Origin of the sequence: Streptomyces verrucosisporus (assembly GCF_017114865.1) — a bacterium.
Classification (GTDB): domain Bacteria; phylum Actinomycetota; class Actinomycetes; order Streptomycetales; family Streptomycetaceae; genus Streptomyces; species Streptomyces fenghuangensis.
The window spans coordinates 92418-119280 of the sequence record NZ_JADEYH010000013.1 but is presented as its reverse complement, the minus strand read 5'-3'; the positions used below and the strand labels follow the sequence as shown (position 1 = coordinate 119280).

General features: G+C 73.4%; 27 protein-coding genes. 15 read left to right on the top strand and 12 right to left on the bottom strand.

Annotation, left to right across the window (positions count from 1 at the left end; genetic code table 11):
• Positions 1 to 161 precede the first annotated feature (161 nt).
• Positions 162 to 821 carry an RDD family protein gene (locus IQ279_RS16080; RefSeq protein ID WP_206349217.1) on the bottom strand — a complete coding sequence of 220 codons (660 nt, stop codon included), beginning with the start codon at positions 819 to 821 and terminating at the stop codon, positions 162 to 164.
• 373 nt (positions 822 to 1194) lie between these two features.
• Here IQ279_RS16080 and IQ279_RS16075 point away from each other — a divergent pair, with 373 nt between their 5' ends.
• From IQ279_RS16075 to IQ279_RS16040, 8 genes are all read left to right on the top strand, one after another.
• The gene (locus IQ279_RS16075) at positions 1195 to 2067 is read left to right on the top strand and encodes a bifunctional methylenetetrahydrofolate dehydrogenase/methenyltetrahydrofolate cyclohydrolase (RefSeq protein WP_206349216.1); all 873 of its coding nucleotides are present in this window, start codon (positions 1195 to 1197) and stop codon (positions 2065 to 2067) included.
• On the top strand, positions 2057 to 2530 hold the full coding sequence (locus IQ279_RS16070; RefSeq protein WP_307792379.1) for a DUF3017 domain-containing protein: 474 nt from the start codon (positions 2057 to 2059) through the stop codon (positions 2528 to 2530). The genes IQ279_RS16075 and IQ279_RS16070 overlap by 11 nt, the downstream gene beginning before the upstream one ends.
• A 303-nt stretch (positions 2531 to 2833) precedes the next feature.
• Positions 2834 to 3823 (top strand): malate dehydrogenase, encoded by a 990-nt coding sequence (locus IQ279_RS16065; RefSeq protein WP_206349214.1) that lies wholly within the window; start codon positions 2834 to 2836, stop codon positions 3821 to 3823.
• Positions 3824 to 4168: 345 nt separating this feature from the next.
• Positions 4169 to 5653, top strand: a complete 1485-nt coding sequence (locus IQ279_RS16060) for an aldehyde dehydrogenase family protein (RefSeq protein ID WP_241028227.1) — start codon at positions 4169 to 4171, stop codon at positions 5651 to 5653.
• Positions 5654 to 5764: 111 nt separating this feature from the next.
• Positions 5765 to 7369 (top strand): GMC family oxidoreductase, encoded by a 1605-nt coding sequence (locus IQ279_RS16055; RefSeq protein WP_206349212.1) that lies wholly within the window; start codon positions 5765 to 5767, stop codon positions 7367 to 7369.
• A 95-nt stretch (positions 7370 to 7464) separates the two neighbouring features.
• Complete coding sequence (locus IQ279_RS16050) at positions 7465 to 8562, top strand: quaternary amine ABC transporter ATP-binding protein (protein WP_307792384.1); 1098 nt, start codon at positions 7465 to 7467, stop codon at positions 8560 to 8562.
• On the top strand, positions 8559 to 10643 hold the full coding sequence (locus tag IQ279_RS16045) for an ABC transporter permease subunit (protein WP_206349210.1): 2085 nt from the start codon (positions 8559 to 8561) through the stop codon (positions 10641 to 10643). Before IQ279_RS16050 ends, IQ279_RS16045 begins: the two co-directional genes overlap by 4 nt.
• A 75-nt stretch (positions 10644 to 10718) precedes the next feature.
• Positions 10719 to 11690 (top strand): ABC transporter substrate-binding protein, encoded by a 972-nt coding sequence (locus IQ279_RS16040; RefSeq protein WP_206349209.1) that lies wholly within the window; start codon positions 10719 to 10721, stop codon positions 11688 to 11690.
• A 168-nt stretch (positions 11691 to 11858) separates the two neighbouring features.
• On the opposite strand, the gene IQ279_RS16035 is transcribed toward IQ279_RS16040, so the two are convergent.
• Complete coding sequence (locus IQ279_RS16035; RefSeq protein WP_206349208.1) at positions 11859 to 12095, bottom strand: GntR family transcriptional regulator; 237 nt, start codon at positions 12093 to 12095, stop codon at positions 11859 to 11861.
• A gap of 165 nt (positions 12096 to 12260) precedes the next feature.
• On the opposite strand from IQ279_RS16035, the gene IQ279_RS16030 reads away from it, so the two are divergent.
• The 3 genes from IQ279_RS16030 (at position 12261) to IQ279_RS16020 (ending at position 14012) form a co-directional block, all read left to right on the top strand.
• A complete protein-coding gene (locus IQ279_RS16030; RefSeq protein WP_307792378.1) occupies positions 12261 to 12629 on the top strand; it encodes a hypothetical protein in 369 nt (122 codons plus the stop codon).
• The gene (locus IQ279_RS16025; protein ID WP_206349207.1) at positions 12626 to 13117 is read left to right on the top strand and encodes a hypothetical protein; all 492 of its coding nucleotides are present in this window, start codon (positions 12626 to 12628) and stop codon (positions 13115 to 13117) included. Before IQ279_RS16030 ends, IQ279_RS16025 begins: the two co-directional genes overlap by 4 nt.
• A gap of 271 nt (positions 13118 to 13388) precedes the next feature.
• Positions 13389 to 14012, top strand: coding sequence for an AMIN-like domain-containing (lipo)protein (locus IQ279_RS16020; protein ID WP_206349206.1), 624 nt, complete (start codon positions 13389 to 13391; stop codon positions 14010 to 14012).
• 28 nt (positions 14013 to 14040) lie between these two features.
• Here IQ279_RS16020 and IQ279_RS16015 read toward each other — a convergent pair whose 3' ends face one another.
• The 7 genes from IQ279_RS16015 to IQ279_RS15985 all read right to left on the bottom strand — a co-directional run bounded on the left by IQ279_RS16015 (position 14041) and on the right by IQ279_RS15985 (position 19494).
• A complete protein-coding gene (locus IQ279_RS16015) occupies positions 14041 to 14469 on the bottom strand; it encodes a VOC family protein (RefSeq protein ID WP_206349205.1) in 429 nt (142 codons plus the stop codon).
• Between the two features lie 221 nt (positions 14470 to 14690).
• Positions 14691 to 15281, bottom strand: a complete 591-nt coding sequence (locus tag IQ279_RS16010; RefSeq protein WP_206349204.1) for a Uma2 family endonuclease — start codon at positions 15279 to 15281, stop codon at positions 14691 to 14693.
• Positions 15282 to 15446: 165 nt separating this feature from the next.
• Complete coding sequence (locus IQ279_RS16005) at positions 15447 to 15959, bottom strand: DUF3574 domain-containing protein (protein WP_206349203.1); 513 nt, start codon at positions 15957 to 15959, stop codon at positions 15447 to 15449.
• Positions 15960 to 16001: 42 nt separating this feature from the next.
• Positions 16002 to 16976 carry an NsdA family TPR-like regulatory protein gene (locus IQ279_RS16000; RefSeq protein WP_505011411.1) on the bottom strand — a complete coding sequence of 325 codons (975 nt, stop codon included), beginning with the start codon at positions 16974 to 16976 and terminating at the stop codon, positions 16002 to 16004.
• Positions 16977 to 17007: 31 nt separating this feature from the next.
• Positions 17008 to 18261 carry an MAB_1171c family putative transporter gene (locus IQ279_RS15995; protein ID WP_206349201.1) on the bottom strand — a complete coding sequence of 418 codons (1254 nt, stop codon included), beginning with the start codon at positions 18259 to 18261 and terminating at the stop codon, positions 17008 to 17010.
• Positions 18258 to 18860 carry a M48 family metalloprotease gene (locus IQ279_RS15990; protein WP_206349200.1) on the bottom strand — a complete coding sequence of 201 codons (603 nt, stop codon included), beginning with the start codon at positions 18858 to 18860 and terminating at the stop codon, positions 18258 to 18260. Before IQ279_RS15990 ends, IQ279_RS15995 begins: the two co-directional genes overlap by 4 nt.
• 232 nt (positions 18861 to 19092) lie before the next feature.
• Entirely contained in the window at positions 19093 to 19494 is a 402-nt protein-coding gene (locus IQ279_RS15985) for a MerR family transcriptional regulator (protein ID WP_206349199.1), read from the bottom strand.
• Positions 19495 to 19559: 65 nt separating this feature from the next.
• Between IQ279_RS15985 and IQ279_RS15980 the strand changes: the two genes are divergently transcribed.
• A complete protein-coding gene (locus IQ279_RS15980; RefSeq protein WP_206349198.1) occupies positions 19560 to 20777 on the top strand; it encodes an MFS transporter in 1218 nt (405 codons plus the stop codon).
• Positions 20778 to 20784: 7 nt separating this feature from the next.
• Here IQ279_RS15980 and IQ279_RS15975 read toward each other — a convergent pair whose 3' ends face one another.
• The gene (locus IQ279_RS15975; RefSeq protein WP_206349197.1) at positions 20785 to 21522 is read right to left on the bottom strand and encodes an isocitrate lyase/PEP mutase family protein; all 738 of its coding nucleotides are present in this window, start codon (positions 21520 to 21522) and stop codon (positions 20785 to 20787) included.
• Positions 21519 to 22013, bottom strand: coding sequence for a carboxymuconolactone decarboxylase family protein (locus tag IQ279_RS15970; RefSeq protein WP_241028192.1), 495 nt, complete (start codon positions 22011 to 22013; stop codon positions 21519 to 21521). The genes IQ279_RS15975 and IQ279_RS15970 overlap by 4 nt, the downstream gene beginning before the upstream one ends.
• A gap of 47 nt (positions 22014 to 22060) precedes the next feature.
• On the opposite strand from IQ279_RS15970, the gene pdxR reads away from it, so the two are divergent.
• A complete protein-coding gene (gene pdxR / locus IQ279_RS15965) occupies positions 22061 to 23566 on the top strand; it encodes a MocR-like pyridoxine biosynthesis transcription factor PdxR (protein WP_206349196.1) in 1506 nt (501 codons plus the stop codon).
• Positions 23567 to 23618: 52 nt separating this feature from the next.
• Here pdxR and rocD read toward each other — a convergent pair whose 3' ends face one another.
• Complete coding sequence (gene rocD / locus IQ279_RS15960) at positions 23619 to 24902, bottom strand: ornithine--oxo-acid transaminase (protein ID WP_206349195.1); 1284 nt, start codon at positions 24900 to 24902, stop codon at positions 23619 to 23621.
• A gap of 272 nt (positions 24903 to 25174) precedes the next feature.
• Here rocD and trpS point away from each other — a divergent pair, with 272 nt between their 5' ends.
• Positions 25175 to 26188, top strand: a complete 1014-nt coding sequence (gene trpS, locus IQ279_RS15955) for a tryptophan--tRNA ligase (RefSeq protein WP_206349194.1) — start codon at positions 25175 to 25177, stop codon at positions 26186 to 26188.
• A 58-nt stretch (positions 26189 to 26246) separates the two neighbouring features.
• Entirely contained in the window at positions 26247 to 26831 is a 585-nt protein-coding gene (locus IQ279_RS15950; RefSeq protein ID WP_206349193.1) for a 2'-5' RNA ligase family protein, read from the top strand.
• The last annotated feature ends 32 nt before the right edge of the window (positions 26832 to 26863 follow it).

Sequence of the window (26863 nt, the reverse complement as noted above, 5' to 3'; positions counted from 1 at the left end):
CCCGCGGTACGGCCCCCGATGTCCGCGCCCTTGCGCGGCGCCCGCCGGGCGGGCCGCGCCACTCCCTCAGGGAGCACCCTTCCCAGTACCGGCCCGCGCATCCCCGGCGGATGCGGGGACGCGCCGGAACGGGGGAGGAACCGGCGGACGGGACTACTGCTTCACGACCGCTGCTTCACGACGACGCTCTTGATCACCTTGTCGGCGAAGGTCTGCTTCTTGTCGTCCCACAGCGGCCACAGATAGCCGATGTAGCAGGCCGCGCCGTCCAGGAAGTGCGCCAGCTTGCGTACGAAGGCCATGCCGAAGCCGAGCGGCTGCCCGTCGGCCTCCCGCAGCACGCTGATCTTCAGGGCCTTCTTGCCCGGGGTCTGCCCGGTCTTGCCCTCCTGGTGGATCAGCCACAGATGGCCGGCCAGGGAGAGCAGGGCGCCGACGGCGATCAGCGGCCAGGCGCTGCCGGGCACATCGGCCGCGTTCTGCGCGCAGATCGTGTCACCGATCGGGCAGTTCTCGGCCGCGTCGATGATCGCGCCGAGGAACTGCCCGTATCCGACGGCCATCAGGATCCCGGGGATCAGGCCGATGATCAGGCCGTCCAGCAGGGTCGCGCCGACCCGGGCGCCCCAGCCCGCGTACGGCGGCATGCCGCCGCCGTGGGGCTGCTGGGGGTAGTAGGAGGCGTACGCCCCGCCGGGCTGCTGGGGCTGCTGGGGGTACTGCGGGTGCTGGGGATACGCGCCCTGCGGCGGGACCCCCTGCTGCGGGTGGCCGTAACCGGACTGCGGCGGCTGGCCGTACGGGTCCTGCGGGTGGCTCATGAACTCTTCCTTACGGAGCGGACGGGAAACGGGGACTGCCGGGGCCGAGGGAGTGTCCAGGGGGACGTCCGGAGGAACACCGAGGCGCCCCCGCAGCTCCGCTGCGCGAGGAACGGTTCGTACGAGAACGTGCCTCCCCCGTGCGCCGCACCCGTCGGCCCCCGCGGGCACGGCACCGCGACCATGCTGGTGGGGGAGGGTGATGCTGTCCAGACAAGACGGTGAGCTGTGGCGAATCCGCAACGCACCGGTCCGGCCGGCCGGCCGGGGAGGCTAGGCGTTCCGCGACGCCCCTCTCACTCTCCGTGCCGAAGGCGCCGCCCGGTGCGGACGCGATTGGAGACCGGGCCCCCGTATCCGGGAGGATGGCCCCATGACCGCCCAGATTCTCGACGGCAAGGCCACCGCAGCCGCGATCAAGACAGAACTCGCCACCCGCGTAGAAGCCCTGAAGGCGCGCGGCATCCAGCCCGGCCTGGGCACGCTCCTGGTCGGCGACGACGTCGGCAGCCAGAAGTACGTGGCGGGCAAGCACCGCGACTGCGCCCAGGTGGGCATCGCCTCCATCCAGCGCGAGCTGCCCGTTACCGCCTCCCAGGAGGACATCGAGGCGGTCGTCCGCGAACTCAACGAGGACCCGGCCTGCACCGGCTACATCGTGCAGCTCCCGCTGCCGCGCGGGATCGACACCAACCGCGTCCTGGAGCTGATGGACCCGGCCAAGGACGCCGACGGCCTCCACCCGACGAACCTCGGCCGCCTGGTGCTCAACGAGCGGGCCCCGCTGCCGTGCACCCCCAACGGCATCGTCGAGCTGCTGCGCCGCCACAAGGTGGAGATCGACGGGGCGGACGTGGCCGTCGTCGGCCGCGGCATCACCGTCGGCCGCTCCATCGGACTGCTGCTGACCCGCCGCTCGGAGAACGCGACGGTGACCCTGTGCCACACCGGCACCCGTGACCTGGGCGAGCACCTGCGCCGGGCGGACATCGTGGTGGCGGCGGCCGGCGCGGCGCACCTGGTCCGCCCCGAGTACATCAAGCCGGGCGCGGCGGTGCTGGACGTGGGCGTCAGCCGGGACGCGGCGACGGGGAGGATCGCCGGCGACGTGCACCCGGACGTCGCGGAGGTCGCCGGGTGGCTCTCGCCGAACCCGGGCGGCGTCGGCCCGATGACGCGGGCGATGCTGCTGGCCAACGTGGTGGAGGCGGCCGAGCGCGCCGCGGGTGCGGACCGTGTCGGCTGAGACGGGGGACGGGCCGACCGGAGGGGCGGGAGAGGCCGGGGGGACCGGGGACGACGGGGGGAGCGCCGGCACCGGCCGGCGCCCGTCCCGGCGGTTCCCGCTGATCACCCGTGACACCGCCCGCCCCGAGGGCGGCGGGCGGGCGGCCCCCGGGGACGCCCCCGCGCCCGCGCGGCAGTGGCCGCTGCTGTGCGTGCTGGCCGGTGCGGCCGCCGGCCTGCTGGTGACGCTCGGCCACTTCCGCGCGGGCCCGCTGACCGTCGGCCTGTCCCTGCTCACCGGCGCCGTGCTGCGCTGGACCGTGCCGTCGGTGGGGATGCTCGCGGTGCGCTCCCGCTTCACGGACGTGGTGACCTACGGGGTGCTGGGCACGGCGATCGTGCTGCTGGCGCTGATGGCGCAGCCCGCACCCGTGCTGGAGATCCCCTTCCTGGAGGACATCGTCCACTTCACGATCCGCTGACCGGGCCGGAACCGCCGCCTCGCCGCTACGGCGCCGTCTCCGGACGCGGACACGGACACGGACACGGACGCCCGCGCACGGCGGAAGTTGGCCGATTCCGGACGGTATGACGACGGGAATCCGGGGCAGGCGAATCCCGTACCCCCCACGGGTGCGGTACGTCCCCCCGCAGCCGCCCGCCGTCCCCCCCTCCGGCGGGCGGCTGCCTCCGGGGAGGGGCCGTCGGATAGCCTGACGCCGGGTCTCTTGATGTAGAGATACGTTGGAGACCCAGCCGCCACTGTCAGGTAAACGGAGACCGCCATGACCCGCACTCCCGTCAATGTCACCGTCACCGGCGCCGCCGGCCAGATCGGCTACGCGCTGCTGTTCCGCATCGCCTCCGGCCAGCTGCTGGGCCCGGACGTGCCGGTCGCGCTGCGCCTCCTGGAGATCCCGCAGGGTCTCAAGGCCGCCGAGGGCACCGCGATGGAGCTGGACGACTGCGCCTTCCCGCTGCTCAGCGGCATCGAGATCACCGACGACCCGAACAAGGCGTTCGACGGCGCCAGCGTCGCGCTCCTGGTCGGCGCCCGCCCGCGTACCAAGGGCATGGAGCGCGGCGACCTGCTGGAGGCCAACGGCGGCATCTTCAAGCCGCAGGGCAAGGCCATCAACGACCACGCCGCGGACGACGTCAAGGTCCTGGTCGTGGGCAACCCGGCCAACACCAACGCCCTGATCGCCCAGGCCGCCGCCCCGGACGTACCGGCCGAGCGCTTCACCGCCATGACCCGCCTGGACCACAACCGGGCCCTGTCGCAGCTCGCGAAGAAGACCGGCACCCCGGTGTCGGAGATCCGCCGCCTCACCATCTGGGGCAACCACTCGGCCACCCAGTACCCGGACGTCTTCCACGCCGAGGTCGCGGGCAAGAACGCCGCCGAGGCCGTGAACGACGAGAAGTGGCTGGCCGAGGAGTTCATCCCGACCGTCGCCAAGCGCGGCGCCGCCATCATCGAGGCCCGGGGCGCCTCCTCGGCAGCCTCCGCAGCCAACGCCGCCGTCGACCACATCCACACCTGGGTCAACGGCACCCCGGAGGGCGACTGGACCTCCATGGGCATCCCCTCGGACGGCTCCTACGGCGTCCCCGAGGGCCTGATCTCCTCCTTCCCGGTCACCTGCTCCGGCGGGAAGTACGAGATCGTCCAGGGCCTGGAGATCAACGAGTTCTCGCGCACGCGCATCGACGCCTCCGTGAAGGAGCTGGAGGAGGAGCGCGAGGCCGTCCGCGGTCTCGGCCTCATCTGATCCGGCCCGCGCCGGTCCCGCTCCGGCCCCGCTCCGGAGTGCCCGCGCACCGTAGGCCCCGGCTCCTTCGAGCCGGGGCCTACGGCGTTCCGGCACCGGGCCGCTCACCGTGCTCGGACAGGTGCTTCGCGTAGTGCCCGCAATGTCCTCCATATCCGTTCATCGCCTTAAATTGATTCACATAGATCCTTGATGATCATGGTTTCCTGTGTGAACCATGCCACTTGACATGGATTAAAAGATTGAATTCCTCGGTGCGGGGCATGGGACCGGGTCGCTCGGCCCGCCGGGCGGCAAGAGCACCATGCGAGGAAGGCAGTACGGAACGTGGCGGCAATCGAGACCATGCACATCGGCGGGGAGTGGCGCCCCGCCCTCTCCGGAAGAACCAGGGAGGTCCTCGACCCCGCCGACGCGACGGTGCTCGCGGTCGTCTCCGAGGGCGGCGCCGAGGACGTCGACGCCGCCGTCGAGGCCGCCCGCCGCGCCTTCGACACCGGCGTCTGGCCGAGCACCCCCGTCGCCGAGCGGGCGGCGCTGCTGCGGCGCACCGCCGACCTCCTCCAGCGGGACCGCGAGCAGATCGCGCTCACCGAGTCCATGGACACCGGCAAGACCATCGAGGAGGGCCGTGTCGACGTCGACGACGTCACCGCCGCCTTCCGCTACTTCGCCGACCAGGCCGTGAACACATCCGGCGGACGCGTGGTGGACGCGGGCAGCCCGGACGTGCACAGCGTCGTCGTCCACGAACCGGTCGGCGTCTGCGCGCTGATCACCCCCTGGAACTACCCGCTGCTCCAGGCGAGCTGGAAGATCGCCCCGGCGCTGGCCGCGGGCAACACCTTCGTCGTCAAGCCCAGCGAGATCACCCCGCTGTCCACCGTCCACCTGATCCGGCTGCTGACCGAGGCGGGCCTGCCCGCGGGCGTCGCGGGCCTGGTCACCGGCGCGGGCGACCCCGTCGGCGCCCGCCTGTCGGAGCACCCCGGCGTGGACCTGGTCTCCTTCACCGGCGGCCTGGCCAGCGGCACCAAGGTGGCCGCCGCCGCGGCCGCGACGGTCAAGAAGGTCGCCCTGGAGCTCGGCGGCAAGAACCCCAACGTCGTCTTCGCCGACGCCTGCGCCACCGAGGAGGGCTTCGACACCGCCGTCGACCAGGCCCTCAACGCCGCCTTCATTCACAGCGGCCAGGTCTGCTCGGCCGGCGGGCGCCTCATCCTGGAGGAGTCCGTCCACGACCGCTTCGTCACCGAACTCGCCCGCCGCGCCCGCCGCATCCGGCTCGGCCGCGGCACCGAGCCCGGCGTCGAGTGCGGCCCGCTCGTCTCCCAGCGGCAACTCGACAAGGCCGAGGAGTACGTCGCCTCCGCGGTCGCCGAGGGCGCCGTCGTGCGCTGCGGCGGAGAGCGCCCGGGGCCCTCCGACACCCTCCCGGCCACCGGCTACTTCTACCGGCCGACCGTCCTGGACCGCTGCGACCGCACGATGCGCGTGGTGCGCGAGGAGGTCTTCGGACCGGTTGTGACGGTGGAGACCTTCCGCACCGAGGACGAGGCCGTGGCCCTGGCCAACGACACCGAGTACGGCCTGGCCGGCGCCGTCTTCTCCGCCGACACCGCCCGCGCCCGCCGGATCGCCGCCAGGCTGCGCCACGGCACCGTGTGGATCAACGACTACCACCCCTACCTGCCGCAGGCGGAGTGGGGAGGCTTCGGCCGCTCCGGCGTGGGACGCGAACTCGGTCCCTCCGGGCTGGACGAGTACCGCGAGACCAAGCACGTCTACGAGAACCTGCGCCCCGCGCCGGTGCGCTGGTTCGCGAGCTGACGCGCCCCCGCACCGGCGCCCTGGCGCCTCCACGCGCCCTGCTCACTCCCGAGCGCCCCTGCTCACCCCCGCGCATCCCTGACGCGACACCCCTGTAGGAGCACCACCTTCATGTCCAGCAACACCACCTACGACTACGTGGTGATCGGCGGCGGTACGGCCGGCTCGGTGATCGCCTCCCGGCTCGCCGAGGACCCCGGCACCACCGTCGCCCTCATCGAGGGCGGCCCCTCCGACGTCGACCGCCCCGACGTACTGACCCTGCGCCGCTGGCTCGGCCTGCTCGGCGGCGACCTCGACTACGACTACCCCACCACCGAGCAGCCACGCGGCAACTCCCACATCCGGCACAGCCGGGCGCGCGTGCTCGGCGGCTGCTCCTCGCACAACACCCTGATCTCCTTCAAGCCCCTGCCCTCGGACTGGCAGGAGTGGGAGGACGCCGGGGCGAGCGGCTGGAACGCCATCGCGATGGAGCCCTACTACCACCGGCTGCGCAACAACATCGTCGCCGTCGACGAGAAGGACCGCAACGCCATCGCCCGCGACTTCGTCGACGCCGCCCGGGCGGCCCTCGGAGTGCCGCGCGTGGAGGGCTTCAACGCCAGGCCGTTCACCGAGGGCGTCGGCTTCTTCGACCTCGCCTACCACCCGGAGACCAACAAGCGCTCCTCCGCCTCCGTGGCCTACCTCCACCCCCACATGGAGGCCGGCGACCGGCCCAACCTGGAGCTGTGGCTGGAGACCTGGGCGTACCGGCTCCAGTTCGGCGGGGACGACGGCCGCCGTGTCACCGGCGTCCACGTCCGCACCGCCGACGGCGAGGAGACGCTGGTGACCGCCCGGTGCGAGGTCGTGCTGTGCGCGGGAGCGGTGGACACCCCCCGGCTGCTGCTGCACTCCGGCGTCGGACCGGCCGGCGATCTTCAGGCCCTGGGCATCCCGGTCGTCCACGATCTGCCGGGCGTCGGCGAGAACCTGCTGGACCACCCCGAGTCGGTCATCGTCTGGGAGACCGACGGCCCCATCCCCGAGAACTCGGCGATGGACTCCGACGCGGGCCTGTTCGTCCGCCGGGACCCGGAGTCCCCCGGCCCCGACCTGATGTTCCACTTCTACCAGATCCCCTTCACCGACAACCCCGAGCGGCTGGGCTACGAACGCCCCGCCCACGGCGTGTCGATGACCCCCAACATCCCCAAGCCCCGCAGCCGCGGCCGGCTCCACCTCACCAGCGCCGACCCCTCGGTCAAACCGGCCCTGGACTTCCGCTACTTCACCGACGCCGAGGACCACGACGCCCGCACCCTCGTCGACGGCATCCGCATCGCCCGCGAGATAGCGAGGACCGCGCCGCTGGACTCCTGGCTCAAGCGGGAGATCTGCCCCGGCCCGGACATCACCTCCGACGAGGAGCTGAGCGAGTACGCCCGCAAGGTCGCCCACACCGTCTACCACCCCGCCGGCACCTGCCGGATGGGCGCGGCCGACGACGAACTGGCCGTCGTGGACCCGAAGCTGCGCATCCGCGGCCTGGACGGCGTCCGCATCGCCGACGCCTCGGTCTTCCCCACCATCCCCGCCGTCAACCCCATGATCGGCGTGCTGATGGTCGGCGAGAAGGCCGCCGACCTGCTCCGCGACGACCGCGACGAGTCCGGTGACGGGACCGGCGGCGACTTCGACGACACCACGACACCGGGAGGCGCCGCGTGACCGCAGCCCCAGCCAACCCGTCCGCCCCGTCCGCCCCGTCCGCCCCGTCCGCCCCGTCCGAGACGGACACCGCGACATCGAAGGCCGGCGACCCGGTGTTCTCCGTCCGGAACCTGTGGAAGGTCTTCGGCCCCAAGGCCGGCCGCGTCCCCGGCGACACCTCCCTGACCGGTCTGTCCGCCGCCGAGGTCCGCGAGCGCACCGGCTGCACCGCCGCCGTCCGCGACGTCTCCTTCGACGTCGCCCGCGGCGAGGTCTTCGTCGTCATGGGCCTGTCCGGCTCCGGCAAGTCCACCCTGGTGCGCTGCCTGACCCGGCTGATCGAGCCTACCGCCGGCACCCTCCACATCGACGGCGAGGACGTCCTGGCCATGGACCGGGCCCGGCTGCGGGAGCTGCGCCGCACCCGCGCCGCCATGGTCTTCCAGCACTTCGGCCTGCTGCCGCACCGCACCGTCACCGACAACGTCGCCTACGGCCTGGAGATCCAGGGCATGGGCAGGGCCGAACGCCGCGCCCGCGCCGCCGAGATGATCGACAAGGTCGGCCTCACCGGACTCGGCGGGCGCCGCCCCGGCCAGCTCTCCGGCGGCCAGCAGCAGCGCGTCGGCCTGGCCCGCGCGCTCGCCGTCGACCCCGAGGTCCTGCTGTTCGACGAGCCGTTCAGCGCGCTCGACCCGCTGATCCGCCGCGACATGCAGGAGGAGGTCATCCGGCTCCACCGCGAGGAGGGCCGCACGATGGTCTTCATCACCCACGACCTGTCCGAGGCGCTGCGCATCGGCGACCGCATCGCGCTGATGCGCGACGGCGAGATCGTCCAGCTCGGCACCCCCGAGGAGATCGTCGCCGCCCCGGCCGACGACTACGTGCGCGACTTCGTCCGCGACGTGCCGCGCGAGCAGGTCATCTCGGTGCGCCGCGCGATGCGCCCGGCACTGGCCGGCGAGGCCGGCACCGGTGTGGCCCTCGCTCCCGGCACGGTCGTCGCCGAGGCGATCGAGGCCGTGGCGCGCAGCGGCGAGCACGTCCGCGTGGTGGAGGACGGCCGCACCCTCGGCGTCGTCGACCACGCCCGGCTGCTGGCCGTCGTCGCCGGACTGGACCCGGATACGGACACGGGCACGGAGCCGGACGCGGGCACGGACCCCGGCGGCTCCCATACCACCGGCGGGGAGGTGGCCGCCGTATGACGACCGCCACCCCCGCCCCCGCCTCCCGGACCCCGGAACCGGGGAACCGGCACAAGCCCGGCAGGACGGCCTCCAGCGCATCCGGCTCCGGTCCGGACCGGTCCGGACCGCCGGGCCGCCCCGGCGCCCTGCGCCGCCTGACCGCCCGCGCCCCCGGCCGCCCGGCCGCCCGAAGACTCCTCGTCCTCGCCCTCCTGGCCCTCGTGGCGACACCTCTCGCCGCCCTCGCCTGGGGCAGCGGAAGCTGGCCGGACGCCCTGACCCTCGACGTCCGCTCACCGCTGGACGAACTGGACGCCTGGCTGGTCGACAACCGCGAGTCGCACTGGCTGTTCCTGTACTTCCTGCTGCACATCAGCAACAACGCGGTCCTGGCCGTCGACGGCGTCCTCGCCCTCCTCCAGGGGCTCGGCTGGACGGGCGTGACGGCCGGCGCCACCGCCCTCGCCTGGTTCGCCGGCGGCGCGGACCTCGGCCGCCGCGCCCTGCGCACCGCCGCGACCGCCCTGGGCGCCTTCGCCGTGATCGGCCTGCTGGACCTGTGGGCGCCCGCCATGGAGACCCTGGCGCTGATGGCCGTCGCCGTCGCCGCCGCCGCGCTGATCGGCGCGGCGCTCGGCCTGGCCGCCGGACTCTCCGACCGCTGCGAGCGGCTGCTGCGCCCGGTTTTCGACACCATGCAGGTGATGCCGGCGTTCGCCTACCTGCTGCCGTTCGTGCTCCTCTTCGGCATCGGCACGCCCTCGGCCCTGATCGCCACCGTCATCTACGCGGCGCCACCCATGGCCCGCCTCACCTCGCTCGGCCTGCGCGGCGCCGACCCGGCCGCGCTGGAGGCCTCCGCCTCGCTGGGCGCGAACGCCTGGCAGCGGCTGCTCACGGCCCGGCTGCCGCTGGCCCGCCGGCAGATGCTGCTGGGGCTGAACCAGACCATCATGATGTGCCTGTCGATGGTCGTCCTCGCCTCGGTCATCGGCGCGGGCGGCCTGGGCGACGAGGTCTTCACCGCCCTGTCGCGGGTGGACGTCGGCCAGGCGCTCGGCCCCGGCATCGCCATCGTGCTCATCGCGATCTGGCTGGACCGCACCACCGCCGCCGCCGGCGCGCGACTGGACGACACCTCCGTTCGCGCGAGCCGCGGGCGCGTCTGGACGGTACGGGCCGCCGCCGCGGCAGCCGTCGCCGCCGCCTCCGTGGCCGGCTCGGCCGCCCTGGGCCGGCGGTGGCCCGAGCAGTGGACCGTGAGCATCTCCGCCCCGGTCAACACCGCCGTCGACTGGATCACCGACAACCTCGGCTCCGGCATCCCCCTCATCGGCGGCACCGCCACCTGGTCGGAGAACTTCGCCCGCTGGGTGCTCAACCCGCTGCGCGACGGGCTCCAGGGCGCCCCCTGGTGGCTGCTGCTCCTGGCCGCCGCCGCCCTCGCCCTGCTGGCGGGCACCTGGCGCACCGCCGTGACCGCGGTGGCCGCGCTGGCGGCGATCGGCGCGATGGGCCTGTGGCCCACCTCGCTCAACACCCTCTCCCAGGTACTCGCCGCACTGGTGGTCACCCTGCTGCCGGGCGTCGCGATCGGCGTCCTGGCCGCCCGGGTGCCCTGGGTGGACCGGGCCGTCCGGCCGGTGCTCGACGTGATGCAGACGATGCCGCAGTTCATCTACCTCATCCCGGTGGTGGCGCTGTTCAACGTCGGCCGCACCGCCGCGATCATCGCCGCCGTGGTCTACGCGCTGCCCGCGGTCATCCGCATCACAGCCCAGGGCGTCCGGGAGACCGACCCCGGCGCGCTGGAGGCCGCCCGCTCCATGGGCGCCTCCACCGGCCAGCAGCTGCGCCACGTCCAGCTCCCGCTGGCCCGGCCCGCCCTGCTGCTGGCCGTCAACCAGGGGGTCGTCCTCGTCCTGGCCATCGTCGTCATCGGCGGCCTGGTGGGCGGCGGCGCGCTCGGCTACGACGTCGTCTACGCCCTGCAGAAGAGCGAGCTGGGCATCGGCCTGACCGCCGGCGCGGCGATCGTCTGCCTCGGCGTGCTCCTGGACCGCGTCACCCAGCCCGCGGCCTCCCGCGACCGGCGCTGAACCGAGGCCCCCCACCACCCCCACCATCCCCCCATAAACACGCACAAGTACGCACCACGGAAAGAGAGATCCGGCATGAACACCGGAAAGAACAGCAGACGCGTCCGCACCGCCCTGGCCGCCGGATCGGCCGTCCTCGGCATGACCGCGCTCAGCGCCTGCGGAGCCGCCGACACCTCCGCCTCCGTCTCCTCCGGCGGCGGCGACACCGTCACCATCGCCGTCCCCTCCTGGGTCGGCGCCGAGGCCAACGCGGCCGTCGCCAAGCACATCCTGGAGGAGGAGCTGGGCGTCAAGGCCAAGCTCCAGCAGATGGACGAGCCGGTCGCCTGGGACGCGCTCGACAGCGGCAAGGTCGACGCGATCCTGGAGGACTGGGGCGGCGTCCCCAAGAAGGAGAAGCGCTACGTCGAGGAGCGCGAGACGGTCGTCGAGGCCGGCGACCTCGGCGTCACCGGCCACATCGGCTGGTTCGTGCCCAAGTACTTCGCGGACGAGAACCCCGACGTCACCGACTGGAAGAACCTCAACAAGTACGCCGACGAACTCAAGACCACCGAGAGCGGCGGCAAGGGCCAGCTCCTGGAGGGCTCGCCGTCGTACACCACCCACGACGACGCGATCATCAAGAACCTCGACCTGGACCTGAAGACGGTCTACGCGGGCAGCGAGGCCGCCCAGATCACCCAGATCAAGAAGTACGTCAAGGAGAAGAAGCCCTTCCTGACGTACTGGTGGACGCCGCAGTGGCTGAACGCCGAGATCGACTTCGTCGAGGTGAAGCTGCCCGAGCACACCGAGGGCTGCGACGCCGACCCGGAGAAGGTCGCCTGCGCCTACCCCGAGACCCCGCTGCAGAAGTACCTCAACGCCGACTTCGCGAAGGACGGCGGCGACGCCGCGCAGTTCCTGAAGAACTTCAACTGGTCGACCGAGCAGCAGAACCAGGTCGCCAAGTGGATCGCCGGCGACGGCATGTCCGCCGAGGACGCGGCGGCCAAGTGGGTCAAGGAGAACAAGTCCACCTGGGAGAAGTGGCTCCCGTAAGGAGCCGGCCGCCCCGCAAGGGGCAGCCCCCACGGCCACGGGCCCGGAACGCGAGGTGCGTTCCGGGCCCGGCGTTCTGTCTGCGGGAGTATCCGCCGACGGCCCCCGGGCGTTGGCCGTCAGGTTTGGAACGAGCTTCGGTGTCCGTCGCTCTCCCCGCCCGTTCGCTCAATCCCTGTCGGCGACGAACGAGCCCATGCCCGGCCTCGTGGTGATCAAGCCCTCCTCGCGTAGGGCCGCCGTCGCTTTCCGGACCGTGACCCGTGCGACTCCGAACTCCGCTTCGAGCCGGACTTCGGAGATGAGGTGGCGGGGCGGATACTCGCCGCTGCGGATGCGCCTTCGCACCACATCGGCGATCTGCTCCCACTTCGGCTGGGTCGGGTCGAACTCGAACTCGGTCACTTGCCGAGGGTACGTATCGGCATACACCAGGACATAGAAGCTGACAGCTATAGCTATGAGTAGACAGGGGTATACAGGTCTCCTAAGCTCGGCTACGCAGAGAACCCCCGCGACCGCTGGAACCGGTCCGGGGGCGTGGCCACCAACTACACAGGAGTTGATGACGTGCGCGACCTTATCGCGCGTGCCCTCGGACGGGCACGCCGTCCCGTCCTCGTGCTGCTGCTCGCCCGGCTGCTTCCGGCCAGCGGCCGGCACCGCAGGAACCCCACCCCCACCCCTGTCCCGGCGCCCCTGCACCGGACGGGCCCCGCCCGGATCCCGGCGCCGCGCTCGCCGTACAGCCGCGAGCAGGCCCGGCCGCTGGACGGGGCGGACTCGGCGCTGGTGCGGCCGTACTGGGCGGCCCACGAGCGGACGGCCCACGAGCAGGCGGCGCGTCGGCGACGGCGGCGGGTGCTGTGGCTGGCGACCATGGGGCTGGACCTGGACACCCGGAACATCCACGCGGCGGCCGGGGGTGCCCGGTGGTGAGCGAGGCGGAGTACCGCTCCCCGTCCTGCGTGATCGGCCGGCACGGGCACTGCGCCGACGGCGAACCGCGCGACAGCGGTGTCCCCGGCGTCCGCCACCTGGTGTGCGCCTGCCCGTGCCACCCCGCGCCGGAGGCGCCAGAACCCGCCGCCGCGCCCCCGCCCGGCGCCGGGCGCTGGTACCGGCTGTGCTGGACCGTACGGCCGGAGCAGGACCCACACCGACTCCTGCCGCGTGTGCTCCACGGCGTACTGCTCGGGCAGGACGTGTCCGCGATACTGCGGGGGATGCGTGGCTGCCTGGCCCCGCCGGTCTTCCACGACCCGGCCCGCGTCCGTGCCGAGGCGGACACCGGGCGCGGCTGGACGTATGAGACCGCCGCCCTCACCGTCCGCGCCCGCCGTATCGCCGAACCGGCCGGACCCGGTGAACCCGCCGACCGCACAGCCCTGTTCGGCTGCCCGGACCGGAGGGGGTGCCGCGGGTGATGTCCCACCGCACGCGCCGCGGGCGGCTGGAGTCGTGCACCTGGACCACCCTCCTGGTGACCGTCTCCACCGTGGCCGTGGTCCTGCTCGCCCAGGCCGCCCACCGCGGCTGACCCGTACGCTCCCACGCACACCGCCCCGGGTGGGGAGGGCATGCCCTCCCCACCCGGCGGGGCGTCCGCTCTTGGTAGAGGATCACCCCCTGTGCGACCGTTTACCTGCGGGTTCCCCCGCCCGTCCTCATCCGGCCGCCCACGCCAAGGAGTTCACCATGCCGCGCCGTTCCGTCCTGTCCGCGACCGCCCTCGCGGCCGTCCTGCTCACGGCCGGCTGCGGCGGTGGCGAGGGCCCGAACGGTGCGGAGGAGCCCGTCCCCACGGCCGAGGAGTCCGCGAACGTCTCCGGCCCCGATACCTCCTCGCCGTCCCCGGAGGTGGGCGACCGGCCGGTGGGAGTCCCGCAGGACGCGTCCAGGAAGTCGGGAGAGGGCCGGTGGACGGGCGCGTCCGCCGCTCCGGCGCTCAAGGACGTACGGGTGAGCGGCCACGACGCGTACGACCGGGTCAGCTTCGAGTTCGCGGACGGAGTGCCGGGCTACTTCGCCGAGTACGTGGACACGCTGCGCCACGGCGGGCTGGGCGAGGAGGTCCGCGTCACCGGCGAGCACCGGTTGAAGATCGTCTTCGTTGGAGTCACGCCGCGGAGCACCTTCGAGGACCGGGAAGGCACCTCCGTCGTCCGCGAGATACGCGACCTGGGGGTCTTCGAGGGAGAGATGGGCGTGGGGATCGGGGTGGACCCCGAGGGCGACGGCCGGGTGGGGTTCCGGGTGAAGGTCGAAGAGAACCGGATCGTCGTCGACATCGCGCACGGGCGGGCGGACCCGCAGGACTGACACCGGCCGGAGGAGTCGAGGAGGGCGGTCAGTCGAGGCAGAACTCGTTGCCCTCGATGTCCCGCATCACGATGCACGAGTCGTGGCCGTCGTACAGGAGCCGTACGCGTACCGCGCCGAGCGGGACCAGCCGCGCGCACTCGGCCTCGAGCGCGGCCAGGCGCTCCTCGCCCACCAGGCCGGTGCCGACCCGCACGTCGAGGTGCACCCGGTTCTTGGCGGTCTTGCCCTCGGGGACGCGCTGGAAGAACAGTCGCGGGCCCGCACCGGAGGGATCGACGCAGGCGAACCACGAGTCCCGCTCCTCGGGCGGCAGCGAGCTGCTGTAGTCGTCCCAGGTGGCGAACCCCTCCGGGGGCGGCGGTACGACGTACCCCAGCACCTCGCACCAGAAGCGGGCGAGGCGCTCGGGTTCCGCGCAGTCGAAGGTGACCTGGAGCTGTCTGACCGATGCCATCGGGTCACCGTAAGCAAGGTGATTCCTTCGCTCAACTCCATTTTTGGGAAGGGCCGTTGGCGGGAGGGAGCCCTTCACGGCCGCCGCCGTGCCGTGCGGCGGGGGAACCGGTACGGACGCGCCCGGAAGGTCGCCCGCCGTACGGGGCCTGGCCGGGGGAGCGGCCGACGGTCGTACGGTCGCCGGCGCGGTCCGCGATCGGGGCGGCGCCGGCGCGGGGGTCACTCCTGGCGGAGGACCGAGGTGTCGATCTCCAGGCCGAACGGTTCGGGGAGCGTGAACCTCTCGCCGAACAGCACGCGGTGCTCCACCCGGTAACGGCCGGAGCCGTCCGGCTCGGCGAACACCGTCGCGCTCCCCTCCCCGTCCAGCGGGTCCACCAGCAGGTAGAGCGGTACGCGTGACCGGCCGTAGCCCTGCGCCTTGTTCTTGCGGTCGCGCAGGACCGTGGACATCGAGGTGATCTCACCGACGAGCAGCACGTCCTCGGCGGGGACCTGCCACTCCCGGGCGTCGCGCAGCACGGCCGACTCGCAGATCAGCAGATCGGGGACGTAGCGCTCGCCGGTCGCCGGGAGGGCGACGGTGGTGGTGTTGGTGACCACCAGTTCGTCAGGAGTGCCCCGGTCCAGCAAGCGGTGCAGCTGGGCGTAGACCCAGTTGTGGTAGTTCGTGGGCGTCGGTGAGATGACGATCTCCCCCCCGATGAGCTCGGCTCGCTGACCCTCTGGCAGTTCGATCTGCGCATAGGTCCGGAGCATGTCGTGCGACTCCTGGTCGGGCAGCGGCGCCGTCATCACGAGACCTCCCATGGTGGGCCCCCTCTCTGTGGCTGTGCACGTTCGTGCCGGACTGCCTGCCTCACGGGGGACGCCACCATCATGCGCCAGGCGAGGGCCTCGATGCCGGAACCCGCCCCCCGCCGGGACAACGATCCGGCGGGACACGGGCGGGGCGGGATGGGGAGGCGGAGGGCCTCAGAAGTCGGCGCGCACCTGCTCGTCCACCCGGCCGACGGACTCCAGCTCGTACATCTCGGTGTACCGGTCGCGGAGGTACTCGATGTCGGCGTCGCGGGCCTCGGCCCGCTCGCGGGGGTAGAGCAGGATCAGCTCGTAGGAGCGCTCGCCGTTGATGGAGCCGGTCCTGTCGCGCCACTGGCCGTAGCCCTCCTGGAGGGTGAGGCCGTCGGGGAAGCGCGGGGTGACGTACTTGTTCAGGAAGTCCATGAACTGCTCCTCGGTGATCGGCGGCTCGCCGCCGTGGCGGCCGGTGCCGAAGAAGAGCTGGGTGCGCACGTACGGCTTGGTGTGGGGGGACTGGTACGTCCCGGACGTCCCGGACACCTCGGCGCGGGCGGCGGTGGGTCTGGCGTCCCCCGCCTGGAGCGTGGTGGTGAACGCGGTGGACGCGCCCGCCGCACAGAGCAGGGCCGCCAGCAGGACGGCGAGGCGGGTGCGGCGGGCGGGACGGGAGGTGCGCGGTGTCATCGAAGCTCCGGTGACTCGGTGGGCTGGGGGTGGACTTCTCCTTCACCGGGCCGCTCGCGGGGAAGTCCCCCGCGCGAGCAGCCCGGCCAGGTCTTCGGCGGTGCCGCGCAGCGCGCGCGGCACCCGGCGGCCCTCCCCGACGGCGGCGACCGCCTGCCGCAGGGAGTTCAGGGCGCGTACGGACCCCATGCGGGGAGCGCTCTCCGCCAGGGCGGACAGCAGGGCGTCCGTCTCCCGCCACGCGCCCGCGCGGGCCAGGACGCGGGCGAGGTCGGCGGCGAACAGGGCGCGGTAGGCGGGACCGCCGTCGGACGCGACGGCCGCGTGGAGCAGGGCCGCGGCCCCCTCCGCATCCCCCAGGTCGGCCAGGACGAGCCCGTGGTGGCCGTCGAGTTCGGCTCGGTCGAACCACCAGCTCCAGGCGGGGTCCCTCTTCGAGGGGCCGTCCGCGGACATCTCCCGGGCCGCGTCCAGGGAGCGCAGCGCCCTCGCCCGCGCGCCGAGCTGGGCGTACGCGCGCGCCTGGCGCACATGGAACAGGGCGGCCACCCGTGGCGGCAGATCCCGCCGGGCCAGGACGGCCGCCGAGGTCCGCAGGGACGCGCGGGGGCGCATGAGGTGGGCCTGCTGCATGCTCAGCACGGAGAGCACCAGCAGCTCGATGGAGCGCTCGTCCTCGGGCAGGCGGCGGATCAGGGCGAGCGCCCGCCGGTTGAGGCGGTACGACGGCCCGTGCCGTTCGGCGTCGAACAGGATCCAGGCGGCGACCTCGAAGAGCTCCGCGAGGTCCGCCGGGTCCGCGACCTCCCCGTAAACCGTCTCGGCCGCCTCGACCGCCCGCACGGACCGCAGCGCCACGGGGGCGGCGTGGCGCGCTCCCGGCGTCCGGTCGAGCGCGAGGAGTTCGGCCGTCATGGCGCGGACGTCCGGCGGAGAGGGCGGGCGGGGTTCCATCGGTTTCCTGGCGGGGTCGGTCCTGGCGGAGCCAGGGGGCATGAGTCGGAGGGCATGAGTCAGGAGGCGGGAGCCGGTGATCGGGGAGCAGCGCTCAGGTGTGATCGCTTCCCCGAGGCACCGCGGCCCGCTCGGAGGCGGCCTGTCCGGCTGCGGTCCGTGAGGCGGCCGGACGGGTGGCGGGGAGCCGGGCGAAGGCCCTGGCCACCTCGGACAGCCAGGCCACCTCCTGCGCGAAGTCACCGGAGCCACCGGAGCCACCGGATTCGCCCGAGCCGCCCCGGCGTTCGGCCGGTGGAGAAGGCGCGGCGGGTAAGGAGGACGGGGGGTCCGCCGGGGCCCCGGCCCGCGCGTCGAGGGCGGACCTCAGCAGCCGGGCCTCGCCGGCCGGAGAGCTCCGCTCCGCGCCGCGCGGCAGATGCGGGCCCAGGGCGTGGTAGCCGTCGAGGATCTCGATGACGCGCCGGTGGAGCCGGTAGTCGAGGCCGGCCGGAGGGAGCAGGTCCAGCGGCCGCCTGGGCGGCGGTTCGAGCGCGATCGCCGGCACCGCCTCGTACAGGGCCCACCACAGTGGGCGCAGCCGCAGGTAGGAGTGGTAGCCGCGCAGCCGGCCGGAGAGGGCGGGCCCCCAGGACGGCACCGTCCAGCCGAACACCTGCAGCAGCGCCCCCACGCTCCCGGCCAGCCAGTAGGCGGGCTCCCAGGCGCTCATGTCGTGGCCGAGCTGGGTGCCGGCGATCTGGGTGTAGCGGATGGCGCAGTAGAGCAGGATGAGCGAGGCGCCGGCGGTGACCGTCCACATGCCCGCGCGCAGCCAGGTGCGGCGGGCGATGTGCGCATAGCGGTAGGACAGCCGTACGGCCCCGACCTGCCCCACCGCGCAGACGGTGATGTAGAGCAGCAGATATCCCGCGTAGTCGCGGTCCTGCATGTTGCTCAGCAGGGTGCCCTCGGCCGAGGCGGTCTGCCGGTAGGGCTCCACGACGAAGAACAGCACGGCCAGGACCACCAGCGCGGCGGAGAACGCCAGCACGCGCCGTCGGGCCAGGGCCGCCGCCCGCTCGGGCGGGTGCGACCAGTGGACCAGTACGACCTGCTGGGCGGCCGTCAGCACGACCACCGCTGCCTGTGTCAGGAGCGTGGTGAGGTTCGGGTAGCCGAACAGGCGGGAGACGTCGTCGCGCAGCCAGTTGAGGTCGACGAGGAAGCTGATCCCGGAGCACAGGAAGTAGATCTCCAGGGCCCACAGGGCCGGGTCGCCCCTGCGCCGAAGGAGTTCGGGGAGCTTGTAGCAGAACGCGGCGAGCCCGACGAGGGCGCACAGGTGGGACAGGACGTCGTAGATCATCCGCGGCCGACGACGCTTTCCACACGGGCCATCACGGTGGCGTCCTCGGGTGGCAGGGCGTCGGCGTCCTCCGGGCCGGGGGCGGCCTTGCGGCGGGCGTGGGCCAGGAGGAGCGAGGCCATCATCTCGGCCTCCTGCTCGGCCCGGTCGTCGTAGGCGGAGCGCTTCAGCGACCTGCGGACGAGGTCCGGATCGGCCTCCGGGAAGAGGTGCGCCGGTACGGCCGGCCCGGGGAGCGCGCCGAAGTCGTGCTCGCAGATGATGTGGGAGAGCTCGTGGGCGATGATGTGCTCCTGGTGGGGCCTGCTGGTGTTCGCCCGGTAGACGATGACGTCCGTGTCCGGCAGGGCGATCCACAGGCCGTGGAGCAGCGGCTCCTCCAGCTCCATCGGGACGAGGCGGATGGCGCGCCCGCGCCGCCGGCCCACCTGTTCGCAGACGTCCGTGATGCCCTCGGTGCCGCTGCTGCCCGCGGCGCCCGCGGTGCCGTCGTGACCGGGGACGACGCCGATCTCGGCCAGGCGCCTCTCGCAGTCGCGCTGCATCTCCCGGAACCGGGCACGGCGGCGGCCCGGTAAGCGCAGGGGGGACGCTGCCACCGATGTGTCCTTTCCGGCGCCTCCCGCTTCGCGCGGTGTCGCCTTCGGGAGTCCTGGGGGGAGGGCGCCGCGGAGTGGTCGGCCGGGTGTCGGTTCCCGACGCCTCCTGATAGATCGTCACAAACCGCCGGGCCGTACGCAACCCGATGCCGCGATCGCGGCACGGCCACCGGCAAGTTGGCTCAAAGGCGCCCCCGGCCGCCGAGCCGTACGGCGGTCTCCCGCCTCAGCCTCAGCCTCCGCCCCCGCCGGGCGCGGAGGCCGCGTCCGCGCGGGCACCGGCGCGCACCGCTTCGAGGTACTCGCTGATGGCGTCCCGGTTGCGGGTCAGGCATCTGATGCGCGCGGTCATGCGGTCGCGCTCCTCCTCCAGGGTCGCGAGCATCTCCGGTGTGGCGTCGGGGAAGTGGATGGCCCGTGGCTTGTCGAGGCATGGCAGGATCTGCCGGATGATCCGGGTCGGCAGTCCGGCGTCGAGCAGTCCTCTGACCTGCGCGACACGGTCCACGGTGGCCTCGTCGTACGAGCGGTAGCCGTTCGCGCAGCGGCTGGAGACGATCAGCCCCTGCTCCTCGTAGTAGCGCAGCAGCCGCCGGGATGCGCCGGTCCGCTCCGACAGCTCTCCGATGCGCATGTGACCGCCCTCACAGTGTTCCGCGTTGACCCTCACACCGATGTGAGGGTCCGAGCATGCACGGCATGACCACCGACACCATGCCGACGACCGCTTCCGGAGAGGAAGCCGGGGACCGGAAGCTTCCCATGCCCGCGCTGCTCGCGCTGGCCACGGCCGTGTTCGTCACCAGCCTGACCGAGACGCTGCCCGCGGGGGTGCTGCCCGCCATGAGCGCGGACCTGGGCGTGGGCGAGTCCGCGGCGGGCCAGGCGGTGACCGTCTACGCGCTCGGGACCGCGCTCACCGCGATACCCCTCACCGCGGCGACCGCCGGATGGCGGCGCAAGCGGCTGCTGACGGCGGCGATGGCCGGCTTCGCCGTCGCCAACACCGTCACGGCGCTCTCGTCCTCCTACGCCCTCACCATGACGGCCCGGTTCGCCGCCGGGGTGGCCGCGGGGCTGGCCTGGGCGCTGCTGGCCGGGTACGCACGCCGCATGGCGCCCGTCCACCTCCAGGGCAGGGCGATCGCCGTCGCCATGGCCGGCATCCCGGTCGCCCTGTCCCTGGGCGTGCCCGCGGGGACCTTCGTCGGCGGAGCGCTGGGCTGGCGAGCGGCCTTCCTGATCATGACCGGGCTCACCCTCGGCCTGCTCGTGTGGATCGCCGCGGTGGTGCCGGACTTCCCCGGGCAGCGGGCCGGGAACCGGCCTCCGCCGCTGCGGGTCCTCACCGTCCCCGGGGTGGCGCCGGTCCTGTTCGTCACCCTGGTGTTCGTGCTGGCCCACACCATTCTCTACGCCTACGTCGCCGTCCTCCTCGACCGGCTCGGGATGGGCGGCTCCACCGGCCTGGTGCTGCTGGTGTTCGGCGCCGCCTGCCTGGTGGGCATCTGGACCGTGGGGGCTCACGTCAACCGCCGTCTGCGGGTCCTCGCCGTCGCGGGGGTCCTCCTGGTCGGCGCGGCGTCCGCCGTGCTGGCGGCGGCGGACGGCGGCGCCGTACCCGTCTACACCGCCGCGATCCTGTGGGGCCTGGGCTGGGGAGGCGCCCCGACCCTCCTGCAGACCGCCGCGGGCGACGCCGCCGGAGAACAGGCGGATTCCGCGCAGGCGATGCTCGTCACCCTGTGGAACGCGGCCATGGCAGGGGGCGGGTTCGTCGGCGGCCTGCTCCTCGGGGCGGCCGGCGTCTCCTCGCTCCCCTGGAGCGTCCTCGTCCTCCTGGTGCCGGTGTCGGCCGTCGTGCTCGCCGCCCGCACGCACGGTTTCCCCGCCGGGCGCGCGGGTGCCGGGGTCTGAACGGCCCTCAGCCCGCACGCAGCCCGGCGGCCAGATCCGCGACGGCGGCGGAGGCGCGGGCGTGGAGCGAGCCGCCGAAGGTGACGCGAGCGGCGCCCAGGGCGCCGAGTTCGGCGGGGGAGGGGGCGCCGGGGTGGCACAGGGCGTTGACCGGGACACCGATCTCCGCCGCCAGCACCGGAAGGTGGTCCGGGGGCGCGGTGATGGGGTAGACGCACTCGGCGCCGGCCGCCGCGTACAGCCGCCCGCGCTCCACCGCCGCCGCCAGTGGATCGTCCGCGCCGCGCAGATAGGTGTCGATCCGGGCGTTGACCAGCAGTCTTCCGTCCGCCGCCGCGCACACCGCGGCCAGCCGCTCCGCCTGACGCCCCGGATCGGCCAACTCCGGATCGGCCGGCCCGGAGTCCTCCAGGTTGCAGCCGACCGCGCCGGCCTCCAGCAGCCGCTCGGCGATCTCCTCGGGGGCCAGTCCGTAGCCCCGCTCGATGTCGGCGGTGACGGGGACGTCCACCGCACGGACGATCCGGGCGACGGCCGCGAACATCTCGCCGGGCGGGGTGTCCTCGCCGTCGGCGTACCCCAGGGTGGCGGCCACCGCGCTGCTGGAGGTGGCCAGCGCGGGGAAGCCCGCGCCGGCGAAGGCGCGGGCGCTCACCGCGTCCCAGACGTTGGGCAGGACCAGGGGTGCGTCACGGTGCTGGAGGGCGCGGAAGGCGTCCACCGCGCCCCGGCCGCCGTCGGTCACTCCCGGCCCTTGTCCATGAGCGAGCCGGGCACGGCGCGGGTGGCCACCTGGAAGCGGTTCCAGGCGTTGATGGAGACGATCTGCGAGATCAGATGGGCCAGTTCGGTCTCCTCGAAGTTCTTCGCCGCCCGCTCGTAGACCTCGTCCGGAACGTAGTGCCCCTGCGGCGTGCCGCCGTCCAGCCGGGTGACCGCCTCGGTGAGGGCGAGAGCGGCCTGCTCCCTGCCGGTGTAGAGGCCGTGGGCCTCCTCCCAGGCGTCGAGCAGGTCCAGCTTGAGCCGGTCGACGCCCAGCTTGCGGGCGTCGGTCAGATGCATGTCGATGCAGAAGGCGCACTTGTTGAGCTGTGAGGCGCGGATCTTGACCAGTTCGGCGATGACCGGGTCCAGGCCCTTCGACGCCGCGGCCTCGAAGGCGGCCATCCCCTTGTACACCTCGGGGACGAGCTTCCAGAGGTTCATGCGCGGGCCGTGTTCGTGAACTGTCGTCATGGTGACGACCCTAGGCGGGCGGTAGCCCAGGGGTATGGTCCACTTCCATGCGGGAATCCTGGGCCAATCCGGCCGACGGTCCGGCCGGACCGTCGGCCGGACCGGCCGCCGGCAGCGACCTCCATCTGGACCTCGGCGGACCGGGGGGCCTGCGCGCCTGTCTGATGCGCGCCCTGCGCGACGCCGTCCGCACCGGCCGCCTCGCCCCCGGCACCCGGTTGCCCTCCTCCCGCTCGCTCGCCGCCGACCTGGGCGTCGCCCGCAACACCGTGGCCGACGCGTACGCCGAACTCGTCGCCGAGGGCTGGCTGACGGCCCGTCAGGGCTCGGGCACCCGCGTCGCGCCGCGCGCCGAACCGGCCGCGCCGACCGACCCGTCGGGCGCGCGCCCCGCCGCCCAGCGCCGATCCCCACGCCCATCCGCTCCCGCCCGTACGCCCCCGCGCGTCCTCCACGACCTGCGCTCCGGGCGGCCGGACGTCTCCGCCTTCCCCCGCGCCGCCTGGCTCACCTCCGCCCGCCGCGCCCTGACCGCCGCGCCCAGCGCGGCCCTCGGCTACGACGACCCGCGCGGCCGGCCCGAACTGCGCCGTGCGCTGGCCGGATACCTCTCCCGCGCGCGGGGTGTGCGCGCCGACCCCGAACGGATCGTGGTCTGCGCCGGGTTCGTGCGCGGGCTGGCGCTGCTGGGGGAGGTGCTGGGCACCACGGTGGCGGTGGAGTCGTACGGCCTGTGGATCCACCGCGACCTGCTGGCCCGCGCCGGGGCGCGCACCGTGCCGCTGCCGGTGGACGGCCGCGGCGCCGACGTGTCCGCCCTGTACGGCGCCGGAGCGCGCGCCGCCCTCCTCACCCCCGCCCACCAGTACCCCACCGGCGTCCCCCTCCACCACGACCGGCGCACGGCCGTCGTCGACTGGGCGCGGGCCACCGGGGCGGTGGTCCTGGAGGACGACTACGACGGTGAGTTCCGCTACGACCGCCGGCCCGTCGGCGTGCTCCAGGACCTCGATCCGGAACGGGTGGTCTACCTCGGCACCACCAGCAAGAGCCTGGTGCCGGGGCTGCGGCTGGGCTGGATGGTGGTGCCCGAGGCGCTGCTCGGCCCCGTCCTGGCCGTCCGCCGCGAGACGGCCGAGACCTGCGGCGTCCTCGACCAGCTCACCCTCGCCGACTTCCTGGACTCGGGGGCGTACGACCGGCATGTGCGCGCCATGCGGCTGCGCTACCGGCGCCGGCGCGACCAGCTCGTGGCCGCGCTCGCCGAGCACGCCCCCGCGGTACGCGTCACGGGCATCGCGGCCGGACTGCACGCCGTGCTGGAACTGCCGCCGGGCGCCGAGGAGCCGGTGCTGGAGGCGGCACGGCGGGCGGGGGTGGCCCTGGAGGGGCTGGCGCGCTTCCGCCACCCGGCGGCCGCCCCGGCGCCCGGCCCCGGACGCGACGCGCTCGTCGTCGGCTACGGCACCCCGCCCGAGCACGGCTTCTCCCCGGCGGTGGAGGCGCTGTGCGCGGTGCTGCGCGGCGCCCTCGGACGGCCCGTCAGGGGATGACCCGCCGAGAGGCGGCCCGCCGGAGGACGCCGCGCGAACCCGCGCCCGTACCTCAGGAGCCCAGCACCGCGCCGAGCCGCTCCAGGCCCCAGTCCAGGTCCTCCTTGGAGATCACCAGCGGCGGGGCGATGCGGATCGTCGAACCGTGGGTGTCCTTGACCAGGACGCCCCGCTCCATCAGCCGCTCGGAGATCTCCCGGCCCGTGCCCAGGGACGGGACGACGTCCACGCCCGCCCACAGCCCGCGCCCGCGCACCGCCTCGACCGCGCCGCGGCCCGCCAGCAGGCCCAGTTCGTGGTGGAGGTGCTCGCCCAGCTCGGCCGCCCGCTGCTGGAACTCGCCGGTCCGCAGCATCGCGACCACCTCCAGCGCCACCGCGCAGGCCAGCGGGTTGCCGCCGAACGTGGAGCCGTGCTCGCCGGGCCGGAAGACGCCCAGCACCTCGGCCGAGGAGACCACCGCCGAGACCGGCACGATGCCGCCGCCGAGCGCCTTGCCCAGCACGTACACGTCCGGCACCACGTCCTCGTGCTCGCACGCGAACGTCCGGCCGGTGCGGCCCAGGCCCGACTGGATCTCGTCCGCGACGAACAGCACGTTCCGCTCACGGGTCAGCTCGCGTACCCCCGCCAGATAGCCCGGCGGCGGCACCAGCACGCCCGCCTCGCCCTGGATCGGCTCCAGCAGCACGGCGACGGTGTCGTCCGGGTTCTCGTCGAGTGCGGCCCGCATCGCCTCCAGGTCGCCGTAGGGGACGATGTCGAAGCCCGGCGTGTAGGGGCCGTAGTCGGCACGCGCCTCGGGGTCGGTGGAGAAGCTGACGATCGTGGTGGTGCGGCCGTGGAAGTTGTTCTCCGCCACGATGATCCGCGCCCGCCCGTCGGGGACGCCCTTGACCCGGTAGCCCCACTTGCGGGCCGTCTTCACCGCCGTCTCCACCGCCTCCGCTCCGGTGTTCATCGGCAGCACCGCCTCCATGCCGCACAGCTCGGCCAGCTCCGTGCAGAAGGCGGCGAAGCGGTCGTGGTGGAAGGCGCGGGAGGTGAGGGTGAGCCGGTCCAGCTGCGCGTGGGCGGCGGCCAGCAGCCGGGGGTGGCCGTGGCCGAAGTTGAGCGCCGAGTAGCCGGCGAGCATGTCCAGGTGGCGCCGGCCCTCCACATCGGTCATCCACGCCCCCTCGGCCGAGGAGACCACGACCGGCAGCGGGTGGTAGTTGTGCGCGCTGTGCGCGTCGGCGGCGGCGATCAGTTCGGCGGAGGCGGTACGCGCGGTGCCCGCGGGGGCGGTACGCGCGGCGGGGGCGGGGAAGGCGGACGATTCTGCCGAGGTGGCCATGGAACGCTCCGTGTCGGGTGGGCGGAGTGGACGTGTGCACCGGCGATCGTGCGGCGGTCGCCGCGTGTGATGCCTATCTCTATCGTCGTACGTCCGCTTCGCACCGAAACCATCCGGCGCGGCGTGTTCCGGTGCGCCGTCACGCCGGTACGGCCCATGTCCGGAGGCCGTACCGGGGCCGCTTCCGGGGCCCGTCCGCCTCCCGTGCCCGGCCCCGCACGGGAGGCGGAACACGGGTGATCCCGGCGGCGGCCCTCTGCGAGAATGGCGCCATGGCCACTGACCGTCCCCGTGTACTCTCCGGCATCCAGCCCACCGCGGGCTCCTTCCACCTCGGCAACTACCTCGGTGCCGTCCGCCAGTGGGTCGATCTGCAGGACACCCACGACGCGTTCTACGCCGTCGTGGACCTGCACGCCATCACCGTCCCGCAGGATCCGAAGGAGCTGCGCGCCTCCACCCGGCTGGCCGCCGCCCAGCTCCTGGCCGCGGGGCTCGACCCGGAGCGCTGCACCCTGTTCGTCCAGAGCCACGTGCCCGAACACGCGCAGCTCGCCTGGGTGATGAACTGCCTCACCGGCTTCGGCGAGGCCTCCCGGATGACCCAGTTCAAGGACAAGAGCGCGCGGCAGGGCGCCGAGGCCACGACGGTCGGCCTGTTCACCTACCCCGTCCTCCAGGTCGCCGACATCCTGCTCTACCAGGCCGACAGCGTCCCCGTCGGCGAGGACCAGCGCCAGCACATCGAGCTGACCCGCGACGTGGCCGAGCGCTTCAACAGCCGCTACGGCCACACCTTCACCGTCCCCTCGGCCTTCATCCTCAAGGAGACGGCGAAGATCTACGACCTGCAGGAGCCGACGGTCAAGATGAGCAAGTCGGCCGCCTCCCCCAAGGGCGTGGTCAGCCTGCTCGACGAGCCGAAGACCTCCGCCAAGAAGATCAGGAGCGCGGTGACCGACACCGGCACCGAGATCCGCTACGACGAGAAGGAGAAGCCCGGCGTCAGCAACCTGCTGGTGATCTACTCCACCCTCACCGGTACCGGGGTCCCGGAACTGGAGCAGCAGTACGCGGGCAAGGGCTACGGTGCCCTCAAGACCGACCTGGCCGAGGTCGTCGCCGCCTGGGTGGCGCCCTTCCGGGAGCGCACCCAGGAATATCTGGACGACCCCGAGACGCTGGACTCGGTGCTGGCCAGGGGAGCGGAGAAGGCGCGCGAGGTCGCGTCGCGGACCCTGGCCGCGGCGTACGAGAAGGTGGGCTTCGTACCCGCCAAGCACTGACAGGGCGGCAGGCGGCCAGGGGGAGAAGGAAACGGCAGGGACGAGGAAGGAGAAGCACGTGGGGACCGTCACGCTCGGTGTATCGATCGCGGTCCCGGAGCCCTACGGCAGCCTGCTCCAGCAGCGGCGCGCCGGCTTCGGTGACAGCGCGGCCCACGGCATCCCCACCCACGTGACCCTCCTGCCGCCGACCGAGGTGGACCCCGTGTGCCGCCCCGAGATCGAGGAGCACCTCGCCCGGGTGGCGGCGGGGGGACGGGCCTTCCCGATGAGGCTGTCGGGTACGGACACCTTCCGCCCGCTGTCGCCGGTGGTCTTCGTCCAGGTAGTCGAGGGATCCTCGGCCTGCGGATGGCTCCAGGAGCGGATCCGGGCCGAGGACGGCCCGCTCGCCCGCGATCTCCGGTTCCCCTACCACCCGCACGTCACGGTCGCCCACGGCATCGCCGAGGAGGCGATGGACCGGGCTTACGCGGAGCTGGCCGACTTCGAGGCCGCCTGGACGGTGACGGGCTTCGCTCTGTACGAGCAGGGCGAGGACTGCGTGTGGCGGCTCCGCAGAGAGTTCTCCTTCGGCGGTTCCACGCCTCTGCCCCTGCCTCCGCAACCCGACTTCTTCAGGCCTCCGGCCCCCTCGCTCTGACGCGCCTCGGCGCGCGGAGCAGGGGGCCGACC

What these genes read in the sequence shown, in the direction of transcription:
- IQ279_RS16080 (WP_206349217.1), bottom strand. Translation starts at nt 821, where the DNA reads ATGAGCCACCCGCAGGACCCGTACGGCCAGCCGCCGCAGTCCGGTTAC.
- IQ279_RS16075 (WP_206349216.1), top strand. Translation starts at nt 1,195, where the DNA reads ATGACCGCCCAGATTCTCGACGGCAAGGCCACCGCAGCCGCGATCAAG.
- IQ279_RS16065 (WP_206349214.1), top strand. Translation starts at nt 2,834, where the DNA reads ATGACCCGCACTCCCGTCAATGTCACCGTCACCGGCGCCGCCGGCCAG.
- IQ279_RS16060 (WP_241028227.1), top strand. Translation starts at nt 4,169, where the DNA reads ATGCACATCGGCGGGGAGTGGCGCCCCGCCCTCTCCGGAAGAACCAGG.
- IQ279_RS16055 (WP_206349212.1), top strand. Translation starts at nt 5,765, where the DNA reads ATGTCCAGCAACACCACCTACGACTACGTGGTGATCGGCGGCGGTACG.
- IQ279_RS16045 (WP_206349210.1), top strand. Translation starts at nt 8,559, where the DNA reads ATGACGACCGCCACCCCCGCCCCCGCCTCCCGGACCCCGGAACCGGGG.
- IQ279_RS16040 (WP_206349209.1), top strand. Translation starts at nt 10,719, where the DNA reads ATGAACACCGGAAAGAACAGCAGACGCGTCCGCACCGCCCTGGCCGCC.
- IQ279_RS16020 (WP_206349206.1), top strand. Translation starts at nt 13,389, where the DNA reads ATGCCGCGCCGTTCCGTCCTGTCCGCGACCGCCCTCGCGGCCGTCCTG.
- IQ279_RS16015 (WP_206349205.1), bottom strand. Translation starts at nt 14,469, where the DNA reads ATGGCATCGGTCAGACAGCTCCAGGTCACCTTCGACTGCGCGGAACCC.
- IQ279_RS16010 (WP_206349204.1), bottom strand. Translation starts at nt 15,281, where the DNA reads ATGGGAGGTCTCGTGATGACGGCGCCGCTGCCCGACCAGGAGTCGCAC.
- IQ279_RS16005 (WP_206349203.1), bottom strand. Translation starts at nt 15,959, where the DNA reads ATGACACCGCGCACCTCCCGTCCCGCCCGCCGCACCCGCCTCGCCGTC.
- IQ279_RS15995 (WP_206349201.1), bottom strand. Translation starts at nt 18,261, where the DNA reads ATGATCTACGACGTCCTGTCCCACCTGTGCGCCCTCGTCGGGCTCGCC.
- IQ279_RS15985 (WP_206349199.1), bottom strand. Translation starts at nt 19,494, where the DNA reads ATGCGCATCGGAGAGCTGTCGGAGCGGACCGGCGCATCCCGGCGGCTG.
- IQ279_RS15980 (WP_206349198.1), top strand. Translation starts at nt 19,560, where the DNA reads ATGACCACCGACACCATGCCGACGACCGCTTCCGGAGAGGAAGCCGGG.
- IQ279_RS15970 (WP_241028192.1), bottom strand. Translation starts at nt 22,013, where the DNA reads ATGACGACAGTTCACGAACACGGCCCGCGCATGAACCTCTGGAAGCTC.
- pdxR (WP_206349196.1), top strand. Translation starts at nt 22,061, where the DNA reads ATGCGGGAATCCTGGGCCAATCCGGCCGACGGTCCGGCCGGACCGTCG.
- rocD (WP_206349195.1), bottom strand. Translation starts at nt 24,902, where the DNA reads ATGGCCACCTCGGCAGAATCGTCCGCCTTCCCCGCCCCCGCCGCGCGT.
- trpS (WP_206349194.1), top strand. Translation starts at nt 25,175, where the DNA reads ATGGCCACTGACCGTCCCCGTGTACTCTCCGGCATCCAGCCCACCGCG.